Origin of the sequence: Oceanobacillus timonensis (genome assembly GCF_900166635.1) — a bacterium.
Taxonomy (GTDB): domain Bacteria; phylum Bacillota; class Bacilli; order Bacillales; family Amphibacillaceae; genus Oceanobacillus; species Oceanobacillus timonensis.
The window spans coordinates 1,730,240-1,755,410 of record NZ_LT800497.1; the positions used below are offsets into that span (position 1 = coordinate 1,730,240).

21 protein-coding genes are annotated in these 25,171 nt (G+C 38.1%); 19 read left to right on the forward strand and 2 right to left on the reverse strand.

The genetic code is table 11. The features are described from left to right. Positions 1–74: 74 nt before the first annotated feature. The 14 genes from B7E05_RS08380 to B7E05_RS08445 all read left to right on the forward strand — a co-directional run bounded on the left by B7E05_RS08380 (position 75) and on the right by B7E05_RS08445 (position 18,642). On the forward strand, positions 75–1,070 hold the full coding sequence (locus B7E05_RS08380; RefSeq protein ID WP_080873782.1) for a glutaminase: 996 nt from the start codon (positions 75–77) through the stop codon (positions 1,068–1,070). Positions 1,071–1,260: 190 nt separating this feature from the next. Next, positions 1,261–1,728: a low molecular weight protein-tyrosine-phosphatase gene (locus B7E05_RS08385; RefSeq protein ID WP_342744989.1), complete on the forward strand. Its 468-nt coding sequence runs from the start codon at positions 1,261–1,263 to the stop codon at positions 1,726–1,728. A 13-nt stretch (positions 1,729–1,741) separates the two neighbouring features. Beyond that, positions 1,742–2,038, forward strand: coding sequence for a YtxH domain-containing protein (locus B7E05_RS08390; RefSeq protein WP_080873784.1), 297 nt, complete (start codon positions 1,742–1,744; stop codon positions 2,036–2,038). Positions 2,039–2,167: 129 nt separating this feature from the next. Then, complete coding sequence (locus B7E05_RS08395; RefSeq protein WP_080873785.1) at positions 2,168–2,980, forward strand: YihY/virulence factor BrkB family protein; 813 nt, start codon at positions 2,168–2,170, stop codon at positions 2,978–2,980. Positions 2,981–3,111: 131 nt separating this feature from the next. Further along, on the forward strand, positions 3,112–3,912 hold the full coding sequence (locus B7E05_RS08400; RefSeq protein ID WP_080873786.1) for a YfkD famly protein: 801 nt from the start codon (positions 3,112–3,114) through the stop codon (positions 3,910–3,912). A 145-nt stretch (positions 3,913–4,057) separates the two neighbouring features. Then, positions 4,058–5,365 (forward strand): Na+/H+ antiporter family protein, encoded by a 1,308-nt coding sequence (locus tag B7E05_RS08405; RefSeq protein WP_080876258.1) that lies wholly within the window; start codon positions 4,058–4,060, stop codon positions 5,363–5,365. Between the two features lie 81 nt (positions 5,366–5,446). After that, complete coding sequence (gene pdaA, locus B7E05_RS08410; protein ID WP_080873787.1) at positions 5,447–6,229, forward strand: delta-lactam-biosynthetic de-N-acetylase; 783 nt, start codon at positions 5,447–5,449, stop codon at positions 6,227–6,229. A 330-nt stretch (positions 6,230–6,559) separates the two neighbouring features. After that, on the forward strand, positions 6,560–8,707 hold the full coding sequence (locus B7E05_RS08415; RefSeq protein WP_080873788.1) for an ATP-dependent Clp protease ATP-binding subunit: 2,148 nt from the start codon (positions 6,560–6,562) through the stop codon (positions 8,705–8,707). Between the two features lie 269 nt (positions 8,708–8,976). Continuing rightward, on the forward strand, positions 8,977–11,985 hold the full coding sequence (locus tag B7E05_RS08420; protein WP_080876259.1) for an ATP-binding response regulator: 3,009 nt from the start codon (positions 8,977–8,979) through the stop codon (positions 11,983–11,985). 407 nt (positions 11,986–12,392) lie between these two features. Beyond that, positions 12,393–13,394, forward strand: a complete 1,002-nt coding sequence (locus tag B7E05_RS08425; RefSeq protein ID WP_080873789.1) for a response regulator — start codon at positions 12,393–12,395, stop codon at positions 13,392–13,394. 27 nt (positions 13,395–13,421) lie between these two features. Continuing rightward, positions 13,422–16,466 (forward strand): ATP-binding protein, encoded by a 3,045-nt coding sequence (locus tag B7E05_RS08430; RefSeq protein WP_080873790.1) that lies wholly within the window; start codon positions 13,422–13,424, stop codon positions 16,464–16,466. Positions 16,467–16,651: 185 nt separating this feature from the next. Beyond that, the gene (locus tag B7E05_RS08435) at positions 16,652–17,530 is read left to right on the forward strand and encodes a ComEC/Rec2 family competence protein (protein ID WP_080873791.1); all 879 of its coding nucleotides are present in this window, start codon (positions 16,652–16,654) and stop codon (positions 17,528–17,530) included. A 74-nt stretch (positions 17,531–17,604) separates the two neighbouring features. Continuing rightward, complete coding sequence (locus B7E05_RS08440) at positions 17,605–18,450, forward strand: SPFH domain-containing protein (protein WP_080873792.1); 846 nt, start codon at positions 17,605–17,607, stop codon at positions 18,448–18,450. A 12-nt stretch (positions 18,451–18,462) separates the two neighbouring features. After that, the gene (locus B7E05_RS08445) at positions 18,463–18,642 is read left to right on the forward strand and encodes a type II toxin-antitoxin system antitoxin (RefSeq protein ID WP_080873793.1); all 180 of its coding nucleotides are present in this window, start codon (positions 18,463–18,465) and stop codon (positions 18,640–18,642) included. Positions 18,643–18,807: 165 nt separating this feature from the next. Here the strand turns inward: B7E05_RS08445 and B7E05_RS08450 are convergent, their stop codons facing one another. Continuing rightward, on the reverse strand, positions 18,808–19,701 hold the full coding sequence (locus tag B7E05_RS08450) for a TIGR01777 family oxidoreductase (protein WP_080873794.1): 894 nt from the start codon (positions 19,699–19,701) through the stop codon (positions 18,808–18,810). 86 nt (positions 19,702–19,787) lie between these two features. Here B7E05_RS08450 and recX point away from each other — a divergent pair, with 86 nt between their 5' ends. Beyond that, positions 19,788–20,606, forward strand: coding sequence for a recombination regulator RecX (gene recX, locus B7E05_RS08455; protein ID WP_080873795.1), 819 nt, complete (start codon positions 19,788–19,790; stop codon positions 20,604–20,606). Positions 20,607–20,667: 61 nt separating this feature from the next. After that, the gene (locus tag B7E05_RS08460) at positions 20,668–21,000 is read left to right on the forward strand and encodes a YfhH family protein (RefSeq protein ID WP_080873796.1); all 333 of its coding nucleotides are present in this window, start codon (positions 20,668–20,670) and stop codon (positions 20,998–21,000) included. A gap of 196 nt (positions 21,001–21,196) precedes the next feature. On the opposite strand, the gene B7E05_RS08465 is transcribed toward B7E05_RS08460, so the two are convergent. After that, a complete protein-coding gene (locus tag B7E05_RS08465; RefSeq protein WP_080873797.1) occupies positions 21,197–22,186 on the reverse strand; it encodes a metal-dependent hydrolase in 990 nt (329 codons plus the stop codon). Positions 22,187–22,258: 72 nt separating this feature from the next. Here B7E05_RS08465 and mutY point away from each other — a divergent pair, with 72 nt between their 5' ends. The 3 genes from mutY (at position 22,259) to ntdP (ending at position 25,079) form a co-directional block, all read left to right on the forward strand. Then, on the forward strand, positions 22,259–23,335 hold the full coding sequence (mutY, locus tag B7E05_RS08470) for an A/G-specific adenine glycosylase (protein WP_080873798.1): 1,077 nt from the start codon (positions 22,259–22,261) through the stop codon (positions 23,333–23,335). Between the two features lie 135 nt (positions 23,336–23,470). Then, positions 23,471–23,647, forward strand: a complete 177-nt coding sequence (locus tag B7E05_RS08475) for a gamma-type small acid-soluble spore protein (RefSeq protein WP_080873799.1) — start codon at positions 23,471–23,473, stop codon at positions 23,645–23,647. Positions 23,648–24,545: 898 nt separating this feature from the next. Continuing rightward, the gene (gene ntdP, locus B7E05_RS08480) at positions 24,546–25,079 is read left to right on the forward strand and encodes a nucleoside tri-diphosphate phosphatase (protein ID WP_080873800.1); all 534 of its coding nucleotides are present in this window, start codon (positions 24,546–24,548) and stop codon (positions 25,077–25,079) included. Positions 25,080–25,171: the final 92 nt, after the last annotated feature.

Here is a 25,171-nt window from a genome sequence, read left to right on the forward strand (position 1 = left end):
ATCCCTAGCAAAATAATCCTTATTAGAGTAAAAAATAAAGTAAAAAAGCTACTTTATCCTAAAGGAGTGATAATATGGTACAAGGATTTGTCAATTTAAACACAGAAAAAAATAAACAATGGCTGCAAGAATACGTCGATGGATGGGTAGAATTTTTTAAGAAACAGACAGATACAGGAAACGTAGCGGATTATATACCAAAATTAGAGGAAGCTGATCCTGACGCTTTAGGTATTACGATTATCGGAAAAAGCGGGATGCAAATCCAATCAGGCGACGTAAATTACTCCTTTTCGATTCAAAGTATATCGAAAGTTCTCAGCTTTATTGTTGCATGTATGGACAGAGGGATAACGTATGTGTTGCAGCGGGTGGATGTAGAACCTACGGGAGAAGCATTCAATTCCATTGTTCATTTGGCGATTAACTCGGCGAACAGGCCATTTAATCCAATGGTAAATGCTGGAGCTATTACGGTTTCTTCCTTATTAAGCGGCAATACATCGGATGAAAAGCTGGAACCGTTATTTCAATTAATGGAAAAAATGATTGGGTATCGTCCAGAGTTAGATATTGATGTGTATGTATCAGAAAGAGATACTTCTATGCGAAATCGTGCCATCGGTTATTATCTGTTAGAGGAAGGATATCTGGAATCGGATTTAGGGGTGACGTTAGAAACCTATTTTAAACAGTGTTCTATAAATATCACCACGGATGATTTGGCCCGCATAGGTCTGATTCTTTCCAATGACGGCGTTCATCCGGAGACGGAAGAAGTTATTATTCCCAAAAATGTAGCACGCATTGCGAAATCATTGATGTTAACATGTGGTATGTATGACGCTTCAGGAAAATTTGCTTCCTATGTCGGAATTCCTGCCAAGAGTGGTGTTTCAGGCGGTATTTTAGCAGTAGTTCCGCCAAGAGTAAGGGAAAATGACTTGCCATTTTTAGACGGTTGTGGTATTGGTGTATTTGGACCAGCTTTGGATAAGCAGGGAAACAGTGTTTCAGGAATTAAATTATTGCGTCATATTGCGAACAGCTGGGATATGAGTTTATTTTAGTTTCGCATTTTCCGGCAAAAAATGATGCAGAATAACAATTTTCCACAATTAAGCCTTTGCTTATCGGGATAAGTTGCTTATAATGGAAGTAATGTAGCATATCATGAAAATTTTTATCGGATATGCAGGATAGGAAGACAAGCGCTTCTACAAAGCGGACGAAAAAGAGTAACGGGGTGTATAGTGATTGGTGCGTGTATTATTTGTTTGTTTAGGTAATATTTGCCGTTCTCCGATGGCGGAAGCGATTTTCCGGGATCTTGTGAAGCGTGAGCAGCTGGAAGATAAGATTCAGGTTGATTCTTGCGGAACGGGAAGCTGGCATCTTGGAGAAACTCCTCATTCCGGAACGAAGAACATCCTTGATCAGCAAGGGGTTCCCTATGATGGAATGATATCCAGGTTGCTGGAGGAAGAAGATTATAAGCAATTTGATTACATGGTTGCGATGGATCAGAATAATTTTACTGCACTTCAAAGGTCCAACAATCATGACGAGACAGTTATTGTGAAATTAATGGAGTTTGTGGAAAACATAGAAGATGAGGATATCCCTGATCCATACTATACGGGTGATTTTGATCAGACATATCAGTTAGTTTCAGAAGGCTGTCACGGACTGCTTCAATTTTTAAAAGAAAAGCATTATTTAGATTAAAGGAGAGATACTAATGGGTAAACGTAAAATTATTATAGGTGTTGTTGCTGGAGCAGTAACAGGAGGAGCTGTAGCATTATTGGATAAGGAAGCACGCAGTTATGCCTGCGGAAAAGCAAAAGAAATGAAATCTGTTTCATCTTATTATATCAGTAACCCTTCTGAAGCGATTCAGGGATTACAAGGTACTGTGGATAAGGTAAACCAAGTTTTTGAAAGCGGATCTGCTAATGCAATGAATGCTTTAGAGCAGGTAGAACAGACTTTGGATAAAGTAACGAATAAATTTTCCAATAATGAAATAGAGTAGTACAGGATGTTCAAATAGAAGGATTATTAGAAGGATAAAAGTTAAATAAGAAATGTTTATTCTTTGCCAGCAGCTGCCTTCTCCTTTTTGAACAAGCCATTTTCAAAGGAGAAGGGGAGGTAGAAAAGCATTCGAAATTTGAAAAGTGCAGGTAAAAAGTTTTGGGGACATTATAAAGAGGTAGATGTATTTGGATTAGCAGCTCAGCTTGCCTATTTCTTTATTCTGTCTTTGTTTCCTTTTTTAATTTTCTTACTTAATTTGATTCCTTATTTGCCAATTGATATGGATTTAATTTTAGAGACAATTGGTGATTTTGCTCCTGAGCAGGTGATGAGTCTGATTTCAACGAATTTGGACTCCTTGACTGTTCAAAACGGCGGGCTGCTTTCGATTGGGATAATCGGAACTTTGTGGGCTGCTTCAAATGGTGTTAATGCGATTACAAAAGCATTCAACTATGCTTATGGGATACACACTGACCGATCTTTTATCGTCGCTCGGATGGTAGCAATAGTGCTGACAATAGGTATGGTGTTAATTATTATTTTAGCTTTACTGTTACCGGTATTCGGGAGAATGATTGGTACGTATCTGTTTTCATGGATTGGTTTTACGGAGTCTTTTCTATCTGCATGGGGAACCTTGAGATGGGTATTGTCATCTCTGATTTTCTTTATTGTATTGCTTTTCTTGTATAAGCTTGCACCTAATGGACGTCTGAAATTTTCTCAAGTTATATGGGGAACTGCATTCGCAACATTTGCATGGCAGCTGGTTTCTTGGGGATTCTCCTTTTACGTCAATAATTTGGGGAATTTTTCTGCAACATATGGCAGTTTAGGAACCATTATTGTGCTGCTGATCTGGTTCTATTTGTTTGGAATTATTATTATTACAGGCGGTATTTTAAATGCTGCCCTGCTGGATAAGAAGGAATGATAAAAAATAAAGCCGGGAAATACATTCCGGCTTTATTTTTTATATACAATTTCCAAAAAGTCTCATGGCTTCAAGTGTATAGTTTTCTTCCTTTCTGAAAAAATAAAACAAAAAGAAAGGAAGGGACGGTAATGAAAAAATGTAATTGGGCTTATTTTTTTACACTTTTCTTATGTTTAACAACCCTATGGATGCCAATCAGCAGCCTTGCAGAAGAAAAAGAAGAAAATAAAGAATCAGATATCCCCAGCCATGTGCTGGATATTTCTAAAGAAAATACATTTCCGAATTCAACGGAAGACCAGGAAATTATTGAACCAAGTAAGTTAACCGAGGAATTAATAAAAGAAGTGGACATTCCAATTGAAAATCCGGAGTTAATTAAAGTTCTGAATGAAAGCAGTATTAAACCTTCCCCTGTAGCGATTGGTTATCGAGGTATGGTCTATTTAGGAAGATGGCCAATCAATTACCAATCCGCGGAATCAAATATTAATTGGGAATATCAGCCGATTAATAAAAATGAAATGAATAATGTCGGTGGGGAAGATGTACAAGAGATGAGTTATTATCAACAGGAAGAAAAAGAAATAAAAGGAGCGCTAACCAGTAAAATCAGTGATCCGGAACAAATAAAAACCATGATGTTATTAAAAGCGAGTGAAAATACAAATTTGCCTCTTTCGTATCAAACGGTCATCGGCCACAATACAAAGCTACCTAATTCGTATAACATTCCAGTACAAAAACATGGGATTTTGGATGCTTATGCTCCTGCTGTCAATGAAAAAGGGCAAGTTACCTTTGGAGAAGTATATATTGAATTAAAAGGTTCCAAAAAAACAATTCAGATAAAAAACGTGACAAAACAGGGAATTGGCGCTTGGATACCTGTGCAGGATCATGTATCATTTTCCTTTAAAGTCAATTAAAAATGTATATGCAAAATAAGGGATTGTCGAATAGACAGTCCTTTTCCTATGTAAAAATATAAAAAATCCCTTGCAATTTATTCTTTAATGCTTTATTATGATAAAGTATTAAAGAGATTTAGAGATGATTATTGGAGGAAGAGAAATGGGTTGGGTTGTTATTGTCGCAGTCTTACTTATGACTGTACTGTGTTTATTAAAGGTTAATGTTATTTTATCTATTATCATATCCGCGATTGCGGCAGGGCTGATGACAGGTCTTGGATTTGTTGATTCCGTGGAATTAATGGTGAGCGGAATGGGTGAGTCTGCTAATACAGCACTTAGCTATATCTTGTTAGGAGCTTTTGCAGCAGCAATCAGCTATACAGGAATTACAAAAATATTAGTGAACTTTATTATACGTATATTGACCGGTAAAAAGACCATGATGCTATTAGCGTTAGCCGGAGTTGCATCTTTATCACAAAATCTGGTGCCGGTGCACATTGCATTTATTCCAATTTTAATTCCGCCTTTATTAAAGTTATTTGATCAAATGAGAATGGACCGCCGGGCAGTGGCTGTTTCCTTAGCGTTTGGGTTAAAAGCACCTTATGTTATGATTCCGGCAGGCTTTGGACTGTTGTTCCAAAATTTGATTTTGGAAGGCTTAAGATCGAATGGTGCAGAGATCACATTAAGTCAAGTAACGTTATCCATGTTAATTCCCGGATCTGGAATGATTCTTGGATTATTTATAGCGATATTTATTACGTATAGAAAAGATAAAGAGCCTAAAAAAGAGATGAAAGAATCGAACGCAGAGGCTAGAGACTTAATCGAAAAAGTAACATTTAGTAAGAAACATGTTCTTACCCTTGTTGCGATTGTATTAGCATTGATTGTACAAATCATAACAGGTAATTTAATTTTAGGAGCATTAACAGGAATTATTGCACTGTTTGTATTAGTGGCAGTTCCGTATAGAGAGCTGGATCAAGTAATGACACAAGGGATTTCCATGATGGGTACGATTTCTTTTGTTATTTTAGTAGCTGCCGGATTTGCTGAAGTTTTACAAGAAACCGGTGCGGTAGCAGAATTAGTAGAAGCTTCTGCGTCTGTCTTAGGAGACAATAAGCCGTTAATCGCTTTTGTTTTATTGTTATTAGGCCTGGTTATAACCATTGGCATTGGAACATCGTTTGGAACGATCCCGATTATTGCTGCTTTGTTTGTGCCGATTTGTTTGACTGCCGGCTTTTCACCGCTGGCTACAGCCGCTTTAGTTGGAACGGCCGGCGCTTTAGGGGATGCAGGGTCTCCGGCATCTGACAGTACACTTGGACCAACAGCCGGATTAAATGCAGATGGACAGCATAACCATATTTGGCAGACATGTGTTCCAACGTTTCTTCATTTTAATATTCCGTTGTTTATTTTCGGATGGATTGCAGCGATGGTCCTGTAAGAGGGCGCTTAAAAATTAGATGAAAAGTGTATAATGTTCGCAGTATAAGGAAAAGGTAAGAAAAAACGAGGTGGGGTTCGCATGAAACGATCAATCACTATCCTGTTATCACTTGCCTTTTTCTTTTGCATTTTTTCATGGAATACAGCTGCTGCATACGGCTGGGGCTATCAGAAAAAAGATGATCATACGCCGCCGGATATAGGCGCGTACCAAGAAGTGTTGGATCAATACAATGCATTCTATGTTGATGACAGCGGCGAAAAAAATATTTATCTCACCTTTGATAATGGCTATGAGCAGGGATATACGCAGGATATATTAGATGTGCTTGCACAAGAGGAAGTGCCTGCCGCTTTTTTTGTAACCGGACATTATGTGGAGAGTTCACCAGATTTGATCAAAAGAATGGTGGATGATGGACATATTATCGGTAACCATTCGTATCATCATCCTGACTTTACCGTGATGGATAAAGAAGCGATTCAAAAAGAACTGACAGATTTAGAACAGTCTGTAGCAGAGGTGAGTGACCAGAAAGAATTAACCTATGTCAGGCCGCCCCGTGGAACATTCAGTTCAGATACACTAAAATGGTCCACAGAACTCGGCCTTGTGCATGTATTCTGGTCACTGGCATTTATCGATTGGGAAACAAACGCACAAAAAGGTGCGGACTATGCTTATGATGAGATAATGAAACAAATACATCCCGGAGCCGTGATATTACTGCATGCTGTTTCCAGTGATAATGCAACAGCTTTGAAAAAAGTCATTCAAGATTTGAAACAAGAAGGGTACCAATTTAAAAGCCTTGATGATTTATGGATGCGTAAGCAATTGCCAAAGCAGTTTCCATATTAAATAAACAGTAATGAAGCAAAGAGCAAACCGGAGATAGTAAATCCGGTAAGCTCTTTTTCTTTTTTACAGCACATTTTTTTGATATACTTCTAAAAAATCTTATTTACGGCAGGTATTTAAGGTCTACAGATGAAAGGAAGAGCTATAAAAACCCTGTTAGAATAAGGTTTTCGTTATTAAAAATACAAAGGTCAAAAAAAAATAAAAAAATTTGACTAAAACACTTGAAAGTCAAAGAAGGTCAGAGTATAATGAAATTATAGTCAAAGATAGTCAAAGTCAAAACAACGAAATATTAACCTATCTGACTAAATCAAGGAGGAATGAGAAATGAAATGTCAAAACTGTGGCCAAAACGATGCAACCATCAATGCACAAATGCAAATGAATGGACAACGTATGGAAGTGCATCTTTGCCAAGAATGCTTACAAGAGATTCAAGGAAATATGATGAATAATGACTTTTTCTCTAATTCTCCATTTGGCAATATGGATCAATCATTTGCCAACAACTTTTTCCAAGGTAATGGACAGCAAAGTGGTGCAAGTGCACGCACGAGAACACAACAAAAATCAAACAATGGAAATGGTCTGATTGATCAGTTGGCAAAAAATATTACTGATCAGGCACGATCAGGAAAGATTGATCCTGTCATTGGCAGAGATAAAGAAATTAAACGCGTAATTGAAACATTAAATAGAAGAAATAAAAACAATCCGGTCTTAATCGGTGAACCAGGTGTTGGTAAAACAGCCATTGCAGAAGGATTGGCTGTGAATATTATCGAAGGAAATGTTCCAACGAAATTATTGAACAAAGAGATTTATCTGTTGGACGTATCCTCTCTGGTTGCCAATACTGGTGTCCGCGGTCAGTTTGAAGAAAGAATGAATAAGTTGATTGCTGAACTGCAAGAACGTAATGACGTTATTGTGTTTATTGACGAAATTCATTTACTTGTCGGCGCCGGTACAGCAGAAAGTTCACAAATGGATGCCGGCAACATCTTAAAACCGGCTCTGGCACGTGGTGACCTGCAAGTTATCGGTGCAACTACCTTAAAAGAATATCGTCAAATTGAAAAAGATGCGGCTTTAGAAAGACGTCTGCAGCCGATTATCGTCAAAGAACCATCTCTGGAAGATACGGTGAAAATTCTGAACGGCATTAAAGACCGTTATGAAAAATTCCATGAAGTACGTTATTCAGATGAAGTTGTTGAGGCGTTTGTTGGTTTATCCAACCGCTATATTCAAGACCGCTTCCTGCCGGATAAAGCGATTGACTTAATGGATGAAGTTGGTTCCCGCTTGAACTTGGCGAATGCACAAAAAGATTCTGAATCGCTGCAGCAACGTATCGATGAAATTGTTAAACAAAAACAGGAAGCAGCAGAGAAAGAAGATTATGAGCGTGCTGCCAACCTCCGTTATCAAGAAATTCAGTTGCAAAAACAACTGGATAAAGCAGAAGATGGCGAGAAGGTACTGGATATTGATATTTCGGATATTCAATTAATTGTAGAAGAAAAAACAGGTATACCAGTAACCAAAATGCAAAAAGATGAAAAAGAAAAAATGAAAAACTTAGCTGATGATCTTCGTGCCAAAGTTATTGGACAAGAAGAAGCAGTAAATAAAGTTGCTAAATCTATCCGCCGCAGCCGTGCCGGATTGAAAGCAAAAGAACGTCCTATTGGTTCCTTCCTGTTTGTCGGACCTACTGGTGTCGGTAAAACAGAATTAACCAAAGTACTGGCAGAAGAATTATTCGGTACGAGAGATGCGCTGCTACGTCTGGACATGAGTGAGTATATGGAAAAACACGCGGTGTCCAAAATTATCGGTTCACCACCAGGATATGTCGGACATGAAGAAGCTGGACAGCTGACCGAACGTGTCCGCAGAAACCCATATTCTATTCTGTTACTGGACGAAATTGAAAAAGCACATCCAGATGTACAGAATATGTTCTTGCAAATTATGGAGGACGGTCTTTTAACAGACTCTCATGGCAGAAAAGTAAGTTTTAAAGATACAGTTATCATTATGACAAGTAATGCTGGAACTGGTGAGAAAAAAGTAAGTGTCGGCTTTAATGCAGAAACACATGAATCAGTCGCTACACTGGAAATGTTGAGTAACTATTTCAAACCAGAATTCCTGAACCGTTTTGATGCGATTGTGAACTTCAATGAGCTGAAAGAAAATGATTTACTACAAATTGTTTCCTTAATGCTGCATGATTTAGAAGCAACCATGAAAGAAAATCAGATTACGATTACGATTTCTGATGAAGCAAAAGAACGTCTGGTGGAACTCGGATATGATGCCCGCTTTGGTGCACGTCCATTGCGCCGTGTTATCCAAGATAAAGTAGAGGATCAATTAACCGACTTGATTCTTGAAGGAGAAGACGTTACAGCAGTTCATGTGGATGTAGATGAAGAAGACATTGTCGTTTCTAATGCATCTTAATAGAGAGTAAAGTCATTGCGTAAGGCATTTCAAATAAAGGTAAGCATACAAAGATCAGTTGACCAATAAATGGTTAGCTGATCTTTTTTTATGTCCAAATAAAGTAATAACCAAATTTTGTATAGGAAAAGTATAGAATTTGAATGAATAGCTCTGATTTATAGGCGGGTATAATCGGATTAGGTCTTCTGGGGAAAAGTGAATCTTTGTAACAAAATGAAATTCCAGGATATGCAATTTAAAAAATGATGTTAGAAAAGATGATAGCGATGAAAAATAATTACGTGAAGCTGGGACTGATTTTGCTGCTTGTTTTCGCCTGTTTATCAGCTTTTCGGCTTATTTGGATGGACGTTTTTCAGAGTAGTACTCCTTTGGATATTGAAGAGGGAGAGCTTGATTTACGAGATTGGGATACAGTTGAAAAAGAAACTTTGCTATTGGACGGGGAATGGAATTTCTATCCATTCGCTTTTTTAATGGATGAAAATGAAACAGCACCAGTACCTGAAGAAACTGTTAAAGTCCCCGATGGCTGGAATAATATCTTGGGTTCTTCTACTGGTTATGGAACTTACCGTCTACAAATCAACGTTCCTTCAGGTCAAGACAGGAATTATCAATTATACATACCGAGTATCCGCAGTGCTTCTGACATCTATATCAATGGGGAGCAGCTGTCTTCATCAGGAAAAATTGCTGCTGAGAAAGAAGGTTTTATAGCTGAAAATTCTCCGCAAAGTGTTGTTTTTACAGCAAATGAAGAAGGCGTTATAGATATTGTGATTCAAGCTGCCAATTATAAAGATATACGAAGTTTTAACAGTGGTATTATTCGTTCCATTCGTTTTGGAACAGAAGAGGCGTTGACTAATGAAGTGCAGTTTTCTATTTATATGCAGATTGCGATGGTCATCGTTCTTCTTATTCATTCCAGATATGCGTTCATCCTGTATTTGATTGGAAATCAAGATAAGCGGTTACTCTTTTTTTCTTTATTAACTTTTATTTATGCGGTTCTATTTCTTCTTAGTGGAAAAGAAAAATTATTGCATGCCTTTTTCTATACGCAAAATGACTGGGGAATCCGATTTTTTGTAGCATTGGTATTGATAGAGTGTTATATTTTTCTGCAATGTACCAATCATCAAAAACTTCCTTATTGGAATAAAATATTCCCATATTTTCAATGGGGCGTATTTGGACTAGCCGCGGTAACATTGTTTCTGCCGCTGACCTTATCGCAAATGATTGTCTTGTTACCTGCCTATCTTATCGCAGGTTGTGGCCTTGTTGGTATCGGTGTGTTGACGATGATACGATCGTATAAGCAATCAGGAAACAGGAGTTTATTTTTAATCATATCCTGTGCTGCTGTTATTCATCAATTGATATGGGCATTGATATGGAGAGGAACCGGAGAATATATGCCGCATTATCCATTTGATTTGATTGTTGCCATCGTGTGTTTTATGGTGGTTTGGTTCAAAGGTTACTTTCGCGTACATGAGGAGACGAAAGAACTGGCCGCGACATTACAGCGGATGAATCAGGAAAAAGATCAATTTTTAGCAAATACCTCTCATGAATTCCGTAATCCATTGAACAGTATTTTATTACTTTCCAAAGCTGTGCGAGACAGGGAAGAAACAGCGATAACGGAACAAAGCAGGAATGATTTAAACACGGTTTTGAATGTAGGCAATCGAATGAACCTCCTGCTGACGGATTTATTGGAAGAGCGGCAATTGCAACAGGGGCAGCCAAGACTTGATAAACAGGTTATCAAATTGGAACCGATTGTTACAGGGGTAATAGACTTACTGCAATTTTCATCTAACGTGAAGAAGGTGCAAATTATCAATCGTATTTCTAAAACATTTCCTCCTGTATATGCTGATGAGAATCGGCTCACGCAAATTTTATTTAATTTAATTAAGAATGCTATCAAATTTACGGATCAAGGGAATATTACTATTTCTGCAACAGTAAACGGCGATATAGCGGAAATTCATGTTACTGACACAGGGATTGGTATTAGCCGGGAAATGCAGAAACGGTTATTTCTTCCCTATGAACAAGAAGAAACGCCAGAAGGGATGACGCGGGAAGGCGGTTTTGGATTGGGATTAAGTATTACAAAACAGCTGGTAGAACTTCATGGCGGAACCATCCGGGTTGCCTCTGTAAAAGGAGAGAAAACAACTTTTACTTTTACGTTGGAATTAGCATTCACGCAAGAAGAATCAATACCCCTCTCTGGAGAGAATAAACGAACTATCAAAGTGAATGAGGAAACAGAACAAATGGAAACGCCGCCTCCTTTGCAACATGATGAAAAACCATCTATTTTGGCAGTAGATGATGATCCTGCCAGTTTATTGGCTTTACAAGCGGTTCTGCCGGATGATCTATATCATCTGGTGCTTGTATCCAGTCCTGATCAGGCATTGAAAGAATTGGAAAAGGGAGAATGGGATATGGTCATTTCGGATATAATGATGCCAAAAATATCCGGATACAAGCTAACCAGAACGATTCGGGAAAGTTATTCTCTAACAGAACTTCCTATCCTGCTGCTGACAGGTGGGAATTCGGATATCCAAGCTGCTTTTGCAGCAGGCGCAAATGATTATATAACCAAACCGGTAGAGGCAACAGAGCTGAAAACCCGTCTGAATTCGTTGATTACGCTGAAACGGGTTGCTGAGCAGCAGCTACAATTGGAAACAATGTGGCTGCAAGCACAAATACAGCCGCACTTCTTATTTAATACATTAAATGCAATTAGAGCATTGAGCGAATGGGATCTGGAGGAGATGAGAAAGTTGCTGGATGAATTCGGAAATTTATTACGCAGTAAATTTCAGTTCCAGCAAATGCATTTGTTGATTCCTTTAGAAGAAGAATTACGTCTCGTTCACTCCTATCTATATATTGAACAAGTTCGTTTTGGAGAAGCGCTGCAGGTGAAATGGGATTTGGAAAATGCAGTGCAACACGGTATTAGGCAAGGAAAAGGGAAAGGGACAGTAAGCATCCGTTTGAAAAGAGAAGCAGCTAACCACAAAGCAATGATTACGGTAGAAGATGATGGAACAGGAATGGAAGAAGAAGAGATCACAGCCATTTTTAAAGGGGAATCGAACAGTGAATCAGGTGTAGGCATTATAAACTTGGAAAAAAGGTTGCACCGGCATTATGGAAAAGGGTTAACAATAGACAGTGCACCTGGACAGGGGACAAAGGTATCTTTTGAAATCGATACAGCTGATTAGTAAATAATTGATTATATGAGAAAAACCAAATAAAACTTCATTCTGCAGGGAGATGATCTTTTTTCTGTAGAATGAAGTGTTATTTTTAAGTCATTTTTTCCGGTTTTGAAAGAGATGAGAGCAGGAATAAAAAGAGCATTTATTCCATTAAAAACCAATAAAAAAGTTCTATAGATGACAGTTATTTTTAATATAGTATGATATGATTAAAAAAACAGAAAATTTTATCATGGATAATAAATTAGGCGATGTGTGTGAAAAGTAACTGGAAATGTGAATTGTAAAGCTGCTGTTTCATGTATAGAAATTGTATAGAAAAAGAGGAATAGATGTTATTTTGTAGCATGTATCTTTGGATTATAATAAAAGTTTGGAACACAGACAAGAGATAATCAGGAGGAGATTCAATGCTTCGTATAGCAATTATAGACGATGAACATTTAGCATTACAATATTTGAATTTACTGTTACGTAAACTAGAAGGTGTACATGTCACCGGGAAATATGTAGAGGCTGATGATTTAATCCACCATATCCAGGCCGAACACGTAGATGCTGTATTTATAGATATACATATGCCTGCAATTAAAGGAACAGATCTGGCGGAACAGCTGTTAAATATTCAACCTTCTTTACAAATTGGTTTTATTACGGCCTATGATGAATATGCGGTGAAAGCTTTTGAATTAAATGCAGTGGATTATATTCTGAAGCCTGTAAAACAGGAGCGTTTAGCTGTAACGGTACAGCGGATAATGGAAAGAAAGACGATGGATCAGCACACTGCAACAGGGGAATCGACCACCGTTATTAAGGACTTGGGAGCTTTACAGATATATCAGGATAATAAGCGGGCAGATGTGAAATGGCGTACGTCCAAAGCAAAAGAATTATTTGCCTACTTTATTTACAACCATGAAAATACCATTTTAAAAAGCGATTTGATCGAATTGCTGTGGAGCAATCTCTCGTGGGAAAAGGCAAATGCCCAGTTGTATACAGCTGTTTACCAAATTAGAAAGGTTATGGAGCAACAAGATATTCCTATTAAAATCGTCAGCCAAAAAGAATTTTACCAAATTGATATGGATCGTAGTATACATATTCAATCGCGCGAGTTTAAACTTGCCGCTTATGATTTATTAAAAAGAAAAACGATACATGCAGAACAGTATTTCACTGTACTGGAGGCGTATCAAGACGAGTACTTAGCCGGATTAGATTACTTTTGGGCTGTTAATGAGAGAAAAATCCTGAAAGATGTATGGCTGGAGCTTATCATTCGATTGGCAGATTATTTGCATCGTTATGAGAAAACATCATCCTATAATATATCAAAATTAGAAAGTTTAACTGATTTTGATACCGAAGCGGCAGAAATCGTGAAAGAAAAAAACTGGATTCACTGATGTCTTTTAAAAGAAGAGTTGATATAAATGAAGCGAGATTATATCCGAACGGGAATTTTTGTGATTCTCTGTATTATCAGTTTGTCTGTTTTGCGATTGATCTGGGTAGGTATATTTCAAGAAAATATAACTCCTGCTATTGAAGATGGAAAGCTTGATTTAAGTTCACGGGAAATAAAAGATAGAAAAACGCTGGTACTGGATGGAGAATGGGATTTTTACCCGTCGAGGTTTTTAATGCGGGAAGATGAATTACCTGCAGAAACACCAGAAGCGATCCAAGTTCCACATGGATGGGAGAATAATCTTGGTTCTCCTTTTGGTTACGGTACTTATCGACTGCAAATGAAGGTGAATCCGGATGATAATCAGAACTTTAAATTATATATACCAAATATCCGTACATCTTCTGAAGTCTATGTGAATGGCCGCAAAGTAGCAGAGACTGGCCGGCCTGCTGAAACAGAAATGGCCTATGTTGCGGATATTATGCCTAAGACAGTAACTTTTACAGCCGATGAAGAAGGAAACATCGATCTGATGATTCAAGTTGCAAATTATATAGATAGCAGAGATGGAGGTATTTATCTCTCGCTTCGGTTAGGAACAGATGCAGCAATTACAAGAGAAGTTCAGCTTACCAATTATTCTCAAGTTGTCATTGCGGCTATTCTGTTGATGCATACTTTATACACATTGATTATTTATTTTATAGGGGGAAGAGATAAAAAGGTTCTTTCTTTCTCGTTGTTAACCTTCAGTTTATTTTCCGGTTTTTTGTTTTATACTGGTGAAAAGTTACTGCAGCAATTTATTAATATAGGTTATGAATTAGAATTTTGGATGATACATACGGTGTATTTAGTCATTTTTTATGCACTGATTCAATGTATCGATCATCAAAAACTGCCTTATTGGAATAAAATCTTTCCATTTTTTAAATGGGCAATGGCTGCATTAGCTGTGTTAACTATCTTTTTATCGATGCCGCAAATTTTGGCACTTCGTCCTGTATATAATATATTTGCTCTTATTACGGTGGTTGTTACCAGTGTGTCGATTATTCTGATGTATAAAGATAAACCGAAAGCGAGAAACCTTATGCTGCTTGGCTTTATTGCCATTTCCAACCATGGAATATGGAATTTTATATGGTCAGGAAAAAGTGTTTATCTTACTTTTTACCCTTTCGATATGATAATTGCTGTTACTTGTTATACGATTGTCTGGTTCCAGGGATATTTTCAAAAGTATAGAGAAACAAAGGCACTAGCGGAAAGATTGAAAAAAGTGAATGAAGAAAAAGACCAGTTTTTAGCAAATACATCTCATGAATTCCGTAATCCGTTAAATAGTATATTGTTGCTGTCGGAGGCGGTACGAGACAGAGAAGAAACAACATTATCTAAACAGAGTATGGCGGAATTAAACACTGTCTTAAATGTAGGACAGCAGATGAACCTGTTGTTGACAGACTTATTGGAGACCAGAAACTTACAGATTAATAAACCGAGATTAAATAAACAGGTGGTTACATTGGAGCCGATTGTCACAGGGATTATCGATGCATTGCGTTTTTCATCTGACGTAAAGAATCTGTCCATTGTCCAGCTGATTCCCGGAGATTTTCCACCTGTGTATGCTGATGAAAATCGAGTGAAACAGATTATGTTTAATCTCATAGAAAACGCGATTAAGTATACCATGCAAGGATCCATTACCATCTTGGCTTCTGTTAAAGAACAGAACGCAGAAATTCATGTGACCGATACAGGCATTGGGATTAGCAGGGATTTGCAGAAGAGGATATTTCAGCCTTATGAACAAGGACATCCGGAAAATGAAATGTCTGAAGGTGGTTTAGGATTAGGATTAAATATAACCAAAAAGTTAGTAGAACTGCATGGCGGAACCATTTGGGTTTTTTCTGAAAAAGGAGAAAGGACAACCTTTACATTCACGTTAGCATTGGCATCACAAGAAGCGATGGAATCGTCTTCTGAAACCCAAATTGAAAAGGCTGCCAAGAAGAAAGACAGGGAACCCATAGAACAGCCAGCCTGGAAAAATGAGCAGGCACCATCTATCTTAATCGTCGATGATAGCCCAGCGAGTTTATTGGCGTTAAAGGCTATTATTTCCAATGATATGTATAACCTGGTCTTTCTTTCTTGTTCCAAACAAGCGGTAGAGGAACTGAAGAAACGGGATTGGGGTATGGTTATCTCGGATATTATGATGCCGGAAATATCAGGATATGAACTTACCAGGATTATTCGGGAACGTTATTCCCTGACAGAATTGCCTGTGCTACTTCTTACTGGTGGAACGACGGATATACAGGCAGCTTTTTTAGCTGGCGCAAATGACTATATTGCCAAACCTGTTGAGCCGGTGGAGTTGAAAGCACGGATGGATTCTTTGATAACACTGAAGCGTGTTTCCGAACAACAGGTGCAGCTGGAGACTTCCTGGCTGCAGGCACAGATTCAGCCGCATTTTTTATTTAATACATTAAATTCCATCATGGCATTAAGTGAATTGGATGTAGAAAGAATGAGAAAGCTTCTGAATGAATTCAGTAATTTGCTAAGAAGTAAATTTCAATTTCAGCATATGAAAGAACTGATCCCTCTGGAAGAAGAATTAAATATTGTCCGTTCGTATCTGTATATTGAGCAGGTCCGTTTTGGAGAAGCTTTACAGGTAGCGTGGAACCTGGAGGAAGAACGAGGTATATATGTCCCGTTTTTATCCATTCAGCCGCTGGTAGAAAATGCGGTACAGCATGGGATCCGGAATAATAAAGGGAGAGGAACAGTTACCATTACCTGTAAAAAAGATATTACCCGTTCTAGAGCAATTATCACGGTGGAAGATGATGGAACAGGAATAGAAGAAACAGACATTCCAGCTATTTTAAAAGGAGAATCAAATAGCAAATCGGGAGTCGGCATTTTGAATGTGGATAAACGATTACAACAGCATTTTGGAAGAGGATTACAGATTGTCCGTTCGCCGGGCCAGGGAACAAAAGTGTTTTTTGAGGTGGATTTGCCTTCAACGGAATAAGATATACATCCAATCTTTAGATAGAACAGATGTGATGAAAAAGAGGTTATTACCGAATCAAGGTAATAGCCTCTTTTTACGTTTGAAAAGATAAACCACTTTTCAACAATTACCAATCACCTTTTCTCATATCGTATTGCCTTTTCGCTCACACTAATGAAAAAAGAAGGGAAGGACATTGAAATATGCGAAAATGTGGTTTTATTTTCTTACTAATACTGATAATCATACCATTTCATATCCCTTCATCCATTCATGCAGAGCAGGAATTGCCTGCAATGAAGGTCCATTTTATTAATGTTGGCCAGGGAGACAGTATTTTAATTGAAACGCCTTTGGACCGAACTATTTTAATTGATGGCGGCCCTCCGGAAGCTGGTGATACGGTCGTTAATTATATAAAGGAACAACGGATTAATGAAATTGATTTAATGGTTGCTACCCACCCGGATGTTGATCATATTGGCGGGTTAGTACAGGTGTTGGATGAAGTAGATGTAGGCGGTGTACTTGATATCGGGAAGCTTCATCCAACAAAGACATTTGCTTCTTATATGAACCGGATTCGTGATCTGCAAATACCAATGACCATTGCTGAAAAAGATACACCCATTGAAATTGATCCAATGATTTCAATGGACATTTGGAATGCTGCACAACCCTTAACCTCTCCTAATGCATCCTCTCTTGTCATCAAATTAAATTATGGTGAAACCGATATGCTATTCATGGGCGATGTTGGAAAAAAGGAGGAAAAAGAGATGTTGAAAAAACATGATGTAGATGCAGAAGTAGTTAAAATAGGGCACCATGGCTCGAATACGAGCTCGTCTATGGCGTTTTTAAAAGCAGTAGACCCGGAAATGGCTATCTTAACCTATAGCAAAGATAATAACTATGGCCATCCTGTTCCTCGAGTTATTGACCATCTAAACGAAATCAATGCGTTGATTTATTCTACAGCGGCCCTTGACAGTATTACTGTGGAAACGGATGGAGAGACACTAATGGTCAATCCTAAAATGAATCCAATCCAAAAATTTGTGGACGAACAAGCAAGCTGATGGAATATCGTTTTACAAATTAATACAAAAGTGATATCATAATAGTATGATTAAGATATAAAGGAGAGGGTTTCATGCAGGAACGCAAAGCTTGGAGTATCAATGGTGCGCTCGGAATAGGTTTCATTATTATATTACTGGCAGCAGCAGTATTTAGTTTTTTTCAGTCGTATTTTATTTTAGGAGCCGTATTATTTATTATTGCTGTGGTTTTAATCAGTGGTATAACGATTGTGCAGCCTAATCAATCCATCGTTGTTATTTTCTTAGGGAAATACATGGGAACTGTACGCCGGGAAGGAATTTTGGTAACCATTCCATTTTCTGTACGCAAAACGATTTCTTTAAGAGTCCGGAACTTTAATAGCAATCGGTTAAAAGTAAATGACGTGAACGGGAATCCGATTGAAATTGCCGCAGTGGTTGTTTTTAAAGTAGTTGATGCAGCAAAAGCCGTTTTTGATGTCGATCAATATGAGGACTTTGTTGAAATTCAAAGTGAAACAGCTATCCGTGCAGTAGCGACAACATATCCGTATGATTCATTTACAAACGAAGAGTTAACCTTACGTGGAAATGCAGATGAAGTATCAAGCCAATTAACAAACGAATTGCAAGATCGTCTCCAGGTTGCTGGTGTGGAAGTGATTGAGGCCCGGTTAACACACTTAGCTTATTCCACAGAAATTGCTCAAGCGATGTTGCAGCGTCAGCAGGCAAGCGCTATTATCTCTGCCCGGGAACAAATTGTTCAAGGTGCTGTCGGAATGGCACAGGATGCTATTGCCCGTTTAGAAGCAGATAATGTCGTGGATTTAGATGATGAGCGAAGAGTAGCAATGATTAATAACCTGCTGGTTGCTATTGTTTCTGATCAAGGGACCCAGCCGGTAATCAATACAGGGACACTTTATCAATAAGCGGGACTTATTATGGCGAAGAAGAAAAACTTTCCATTACGCATAGACCCTGAACTCTACGAGATATTGCAGCGATGGGCAAAGGATGAATTTCGCAGTGTCAACAGCCACGTTGAATTCCTGCTGCGGGAATCTGCCAAACGGGCGGGGAGACTTCCGAAAAAACAGGATAAGAAAACAGGGGAAGATTGATTATGTCTTTTCGAGCTCCCCTAGTATAATAAGCCTTGAAGAAATCGCTGATTGATTTCTTCAAGGCTTATTATTTAGAGTAATTCCTTCTTGACAATGGAACGTTTGTTCGTTAATCTAGAATCAGATAATCGGTTCAGAGTCATTATTTTAAGTTTCTTGTTTTTAATGATTGGCTATGTCTAATAAAGCTCGGTCAAGTAACGGAAAATCAAAAGTGAAACCGTGTTCAAGCGCCTTCTGTGGATACACAAACTGTCCTTTGGCGAGAAGCTGCGTCATTTCACCCAATGCCAGATAAAAAAATGCAGTTGGCAGATGCAGCCAGTTCGGGCGTTTATACACCTGTGCAGCTTTTTTTATAAAGTCTTTATTCCTTTTTGGTGTAGGAGCTGTGACATTAACTGCTCCCTTTACGGTGGAATTTTCTAAACAAAAGGTAATGATTTTCACAGCATCTTTAACGTGAATCCAGGAGAGCCATTGTTCCCCATCACCAATATGCCCGCCGGTATATAATTTGATGGGCAGTGACATAAGCGGAAATGCACCACCATCTTTGCCAAGCATCACACCAAATCGTGTATAAACTGTCCGGATTCCTATTTCTTCAGCGTAACTTGCTTCTGTTTCCCATTGTCTTACTACAGATGCAAGAAAGTCATTGCCCGGCTGTGTCGTTGCTTCTGTGAAAATAACGTCTTCTGACATGCCATAATAGCCTACTGCGGAACCGCTGATAAATACACGTGGTTTCTCCTTCATATCTTTCATTAACTGGACAAGGTATTTAGTGACGCGAATCCGGCTGGTAAGAATCATTTCCTTCTTTTTCTTCGTCCAATATCCAAACAGTGATTCACCAGCCAAGTTAATGACAGCATCTATTCCCGGCAGATCATTTGCAGTCGTATCATAATTCAAAAAAGTCATATGCGATGTATTCGATCTTTTCTCGGCGGAACGGGATAAAATATATAGTTTATGATTGAGATTAGTAAGATGAACAGCTAATTTACTTCCTAAAAATCCTGTAGCACCGGTTATGAGTATGTTCATACGAAAAACCTCCTTCAGGTGATAGATATTCTTATGATATCTCCTCGCATTATTTTTTGCTATGATAAAAGGAGAGGTGAATAACATTGCAAAAAATCAGCCGGATAACAACACAAAAAAAGCAGAAGCATCGTTATAATATATTTTTAAATACCCCAGCTGGTGATAAATATGGGTTTAGTGTTGATGAAGAAATTCTTATTAAATTCCGATTGGAAAAAGGAATGGAATTGAATGATGAACTCATGGAAACACTTCAGGAACAAGATAACCTTCATAAGATATATACCCTTACTATACACTTTTTAAGCTATCGAATACGTTCCGAAAAAGAAGTTATCACCTATTTGCAGAAAAAAGAAGTGGAAGATGAGCAAATTTCTGTTATTATGCAGCGATTGAAGAAAGAGAATCTTCTGGACGACCAGCAATTTGCAGATATGTTTGTGCGTTCCCGTATGAATACCAGCTCCAAAGGACCGAAAGTCATTGAACAAGAGTTATTTGAAAAGGGGATTAGTGGCCCAATTGCTGCGAGTGCTTTGGAACAATACACGCCTGCGCTTCAAAAGGAAAAGATTCAAAAGCTGCTCGGCAAAAAAATAAAGCAAAGTTCCAAAGATTCTTTTCAGAAACAAATGAATCAGGCTAAAAATACAATCCTGCAAAAAGGGTTTGATCAGCAGTTTATTTTCAATGCTGTTCAGAATATGAAGCAGGAAGAAAATACAGATCAGGAATGGGAAGCTTTAACATTTCAAGGAGAAAAGCTGTACCAGAAGCATATGAAAAAATATGAAGGTTTTCCATTAAAGCAAAAAGTTATGGAAGGACTATACCGGAAAGGATTTCATTTTGATATGATTCAACAATTTGTCGAGGAATATATAGGGAATCAAGAATAAATGAAAGTCAGTGTTTCATTATTTTGATACAATAGGAATGGAAAGACAGGGGGAGAGAAAAATGAACTATCGTTATAGTGATTATTCCATAGAACAACTGCATCAGGAAATCGGTAAGTTAAAAGAACAGGCTCAAAAAGCTGAACAGCTTGGGAATGTTTCGGAGGTACAGGTTAATGAACGGAAAATGCAAGTAGCTCTTGCTTATACAATGAGTCCGGATGATTTTGAAAAAGAAGCCATTTATCAGTTGAAAATGGAAGCGGGCTATAAGTTTAAAATATCCTATATTAATGGGGTATTTGCATGGGGCTACCGCATTGATTTATTGAATAAAGAAAGTGAAAATATTGAAGCTTTACCTATTTCTTTATTAGGGAAGAAAGTAAGCTGAACCAAAAAAACAACTCAGGGAGCTTATCGCTTCACCTGAGTTGTTGCTTTTTCTTTAAAGGTTTAAGGAACTTTTAAAAGCGTGCCTATCGCATGGGGCTGCGCTGTTGCCTGCGAAAATATGCGGAATTGCAGTTGCCCATTTCATTGAAGCGATTTGCAGCAGCGATAAAAGGCACCATGTTAAACTGTAAGTGTTACGGGCTTGAATCACTTGGAATTAACTTACTCTGCAATTTTTGTTCCGAGAAGATCCAGCCTGTATAAGAAGTAATCACTTCCAGGTTTTCATCCATCTTCACCACAGCAACAAATGGATAATATCCTTTGCTGCGGTAACGTAAATCAATAAAACGTACTTCTGTTACATCATCTTCTTCTGTATTTATTTCCCAGCGGTATACTGGTGAAAAATTAAGAAAGGAAGATATATTTTTATCTTTTTTAGCGGCTTTTATGACATCCGTATCGGGCAATGGGACACGATAAAATTCATCAACAATTTCAATATGCCGATTTTCAACGTTGCCTACATAATAGCGGTCGTTTGTTGTGATAGCGACACGCCAGTAATTTTGTTTGAGAGTAGGGGACGTAGCGACAAATTCTGTGTCAGGGAGGTATTCTTTAATTTTCTGAACAATTTCCCTTTTGTCCATATAGCGTTTGATGTAATATAATACAATAACTGTATAAATAATCAGCCATGTATATCCAGGATTGGCACCTAACGCCCATGCTACGATACCGGCAACATTCAAGAAAAAAATGTAGGGATCAAAGGTATTAATAAACCCTTTTGCAATCCATTTTTTTGTGAACGGCCGGAAAGCCTGTGTGCCATATGCATTAAATAAATCGACAAAAACATGAATAGACACAGCTAACAGTGTCCACAGCCATAGAGTCAAATAGCTTACTTCCGGAACGAATAAATAAATTGCTCCAGACACAAGCAGACTCCACATAAGAATAGCAGGGAGGGAATGAGACGCTCCACGGTGCTGTCTTATATACGTTGCGTTACTTTTTAATTTAAAAATCGTATCAAAATCAGGAGCATGTGATCCGACGACTGTTCCAACCAATACGGCATGAAATAGAGCAGGATTACTTTGTACAGCAGGGTCTAAAGTTGCTAAGCCACCGAGCGCAACACCCATAACTATATGTGTACCAGTATCCATAGTTACGTATCCTCCTTAAATTGCTTCCATCAAAGCACTCCAATATTATTTTAACACATAGGAAGTGAAAACATGAAAGATAAAAGATTAGAACATATAAATATTTCCGCGTTCCAAGAGGATTTAATCAATTGGTATTTGAAAAATAAACGACATTTGCCTTGGCGTGAAAATAATGATGCTTACCGTGTCTGGGTGTCTGAAATCATGCTTCAGCAAACCAAAGTAGATACGGTTATCCCTTATTTTAATCAGTTTATGGAGAAATATCCGACCGTATATGACTTGGCCGAAGCAGAACAACAAGATGTATTAAAACAATGGGAAGGTTTAGGTTATTATTCCCGCGCAAGAAATTTACAAACAGCTGTACGAGAAGTTGTAGAAAATTATGATGGAAAAATACCTGATGATCCAAAACAACTTGGTAATTTAAAGGGAATCGGACCTTATACGAAGGGAGCTATTCTCTCGATTGCTTATAATCAGCCGATTCCAGCAGTAGACGGGAATGTGATGCGTGTTTTTTCCCGGGTGTTGCTTATTGATGAAGACATCGCACAAGCTTCAACCAAAAAATTATTTGAATCTTATGTAGGAGAAATGATTTCCGAGGAAGACCCATCTTCTTTTAATCAGGCCATCATGGATTTGGGTGCGACCATTTGTACACCGAAACAACCTTTATGTATGTTTTGCCCTGTAATGGAGCATTGCCAGGCATATGCTGAAAGTGTTCAAGAAAACCTTCCTGTTAAAAAGAAAGCGAAGAAACAGCGCAAGGAAAAATATATTGCACTCCTTATCCAAAATCAGGAAGGGAAATATATGATTGAAAAAAGGCCTGATACTGGATTGTTGGCAGGATTATGGCAATTCCCAATGATTCCGGCAGATGACATTGTACCAAAAGATTGGCAAATGTGGATAAAAGATTATTATGGTGTAGATGTGGAAATCAAAGAATCCTGTACTTCCATCAAACATGTTTTTTCTCATATTATTTGGAATGTAGATGTACGCAAAGCGATAACAAATCAGGAAACCGTACAAGACAGCCGATTAAAATTTGTATCCTTGGAAGAGTTGAAAAAATATCCGTTTCCGGTTTCGCATCAAAAAATGATTCCTTTTTTAGAGGATAATTAATCCGTCAAAATACATCCCGTAAAAACTGTTAACCCTGCTGTAACGCGATTAAGCAGCTGTGAAAAATATTTCTTGAAAAAGTTTGGATAAAGAAATGCATTTCGGGACAGATTAATTATTGCGGAGGTGATATTGATGGCTAAAAAACAAAATCAACAAAACCAGCAAAATCCTGCAAAAACAAACGCAGCTCAAGTGAAGAAGCAAAACCAACAAGCAGCCCAAGGACAATATGGTACTGAGTTTGCTCAAGAAACAGATGCACAAGAAGTGAAAAAGCAAAACCAACAATCTCAACAAAACAAGCAATAACATCTGTTTTAAGCACAAAAGCGTAAAGCGCCGTTTAAAAACGTAGAGACTGCGCCCCCGGTTTTTGGGGGTGGTTCGACCTTGGTCGAACTTCCTTAATTACCTGAGATAAAGGAATCACGGTGAGGTAACGAACCGATGATGACTTTCACCCGCAGGGCATAAGTGCGACTTTACTTCTGTCTGCGCCTGTCGGCTTGTCAATCAGTAAGTCTTCTTTATCGTAGGGCACGACGTGAAGTCTCCTAGTTTTTGGCGCTTGGAGCTGGACATGGCTATTCTTGAATAAGAATTAAAGTATGTAAAATTTTATATTTTCTTATTCAACCAATAAAAGGGTTTCCGTGTATGGAAACCCTTTTAATTATTTATACATAATGGAAACTGTAACTATTCAAAATGTCCTTCATGCGCTGTAGAATCCTATTAGAGCGCAGGCCAACCACGTAGACTCCTAAGTGGTTTACAGGCTAAAACCGTGGTTCTTGGGGTTGGGACTGGGGCTGGGGCTGCGCTTACTCGCCCCATCGAAAACATTTGTCACAACGCCTGCACTTGCACGTCGTGTGCATCGCAGGGCGAGCTGAAGATCCACTTGAAAAGCGGTTTTCTTTTATAGTTAGCTGAAGCTGTCCCCATGGAAAGCGGAGTGGTTGGCCGGAGCGGTTATTATACACCATATCTTGTTCATCCTGAAACACAAGGTTTATATGCTTATCTTAGGTGCGAAAGTTGAGTTAATACAAATAAAACCATTCTGACATGAAATGAGTCCGCTTTCCATTTACTATTTACGATGCTAAATAAAAAAGACTTATTCTTTAATTTTTATTGCTGAAGGCTTATAATGAAAGATAACTTAAAAACACTGTATGAAAAATGGAGAGGGAGATTTTGAATGGTTTCTCCAAACGCTGGTGCAAAAATGATGATTCAAAGTTATAAACATAATGGACAATTTCATAGAGTCTGGAAAAATAGTGTCGTACTAAAAGGAACAGAAAGTATTATAATTGGAGCGAATGATCGAACAAAGGTGGTGGAAAGTGACGGACATTCCTGGATGACGAGAGAACCTGCCATATGTTATTTCGATGCCAAGCATTGGTTTAATATTATCGGCATGCTTCGGGATGATGGTATTCATTATTACTGTAATCTCAGTTCGCCATTTGTTTACGACGAGGAGGTCAAATCATTGAAGTACATTGACTATGATTTAGATGTAAAGGTATTTCCGGATATGACTTTTAACTTACTTGATGAAGACGAATATGAAGAAAATAAAGTTTTAATGCATTATCCGGAAGAAATTCATCACATACTTTATCAGCAGCTCGATGTGTTGATTCATTGGATTCGTCAAGGAAAGGGGCCGTTTTCCCCGGGCTTTGTTGATGATTGGTATGAAATGTATTTAACGTATCATTAAGCGGGATGCAAGAAGAATGATGAAAAGCGGAAATCCTTGAAAGACTTCAAAGCGATTTGATTGCAATCAGAATAGATAAAGGGGTATCCTTA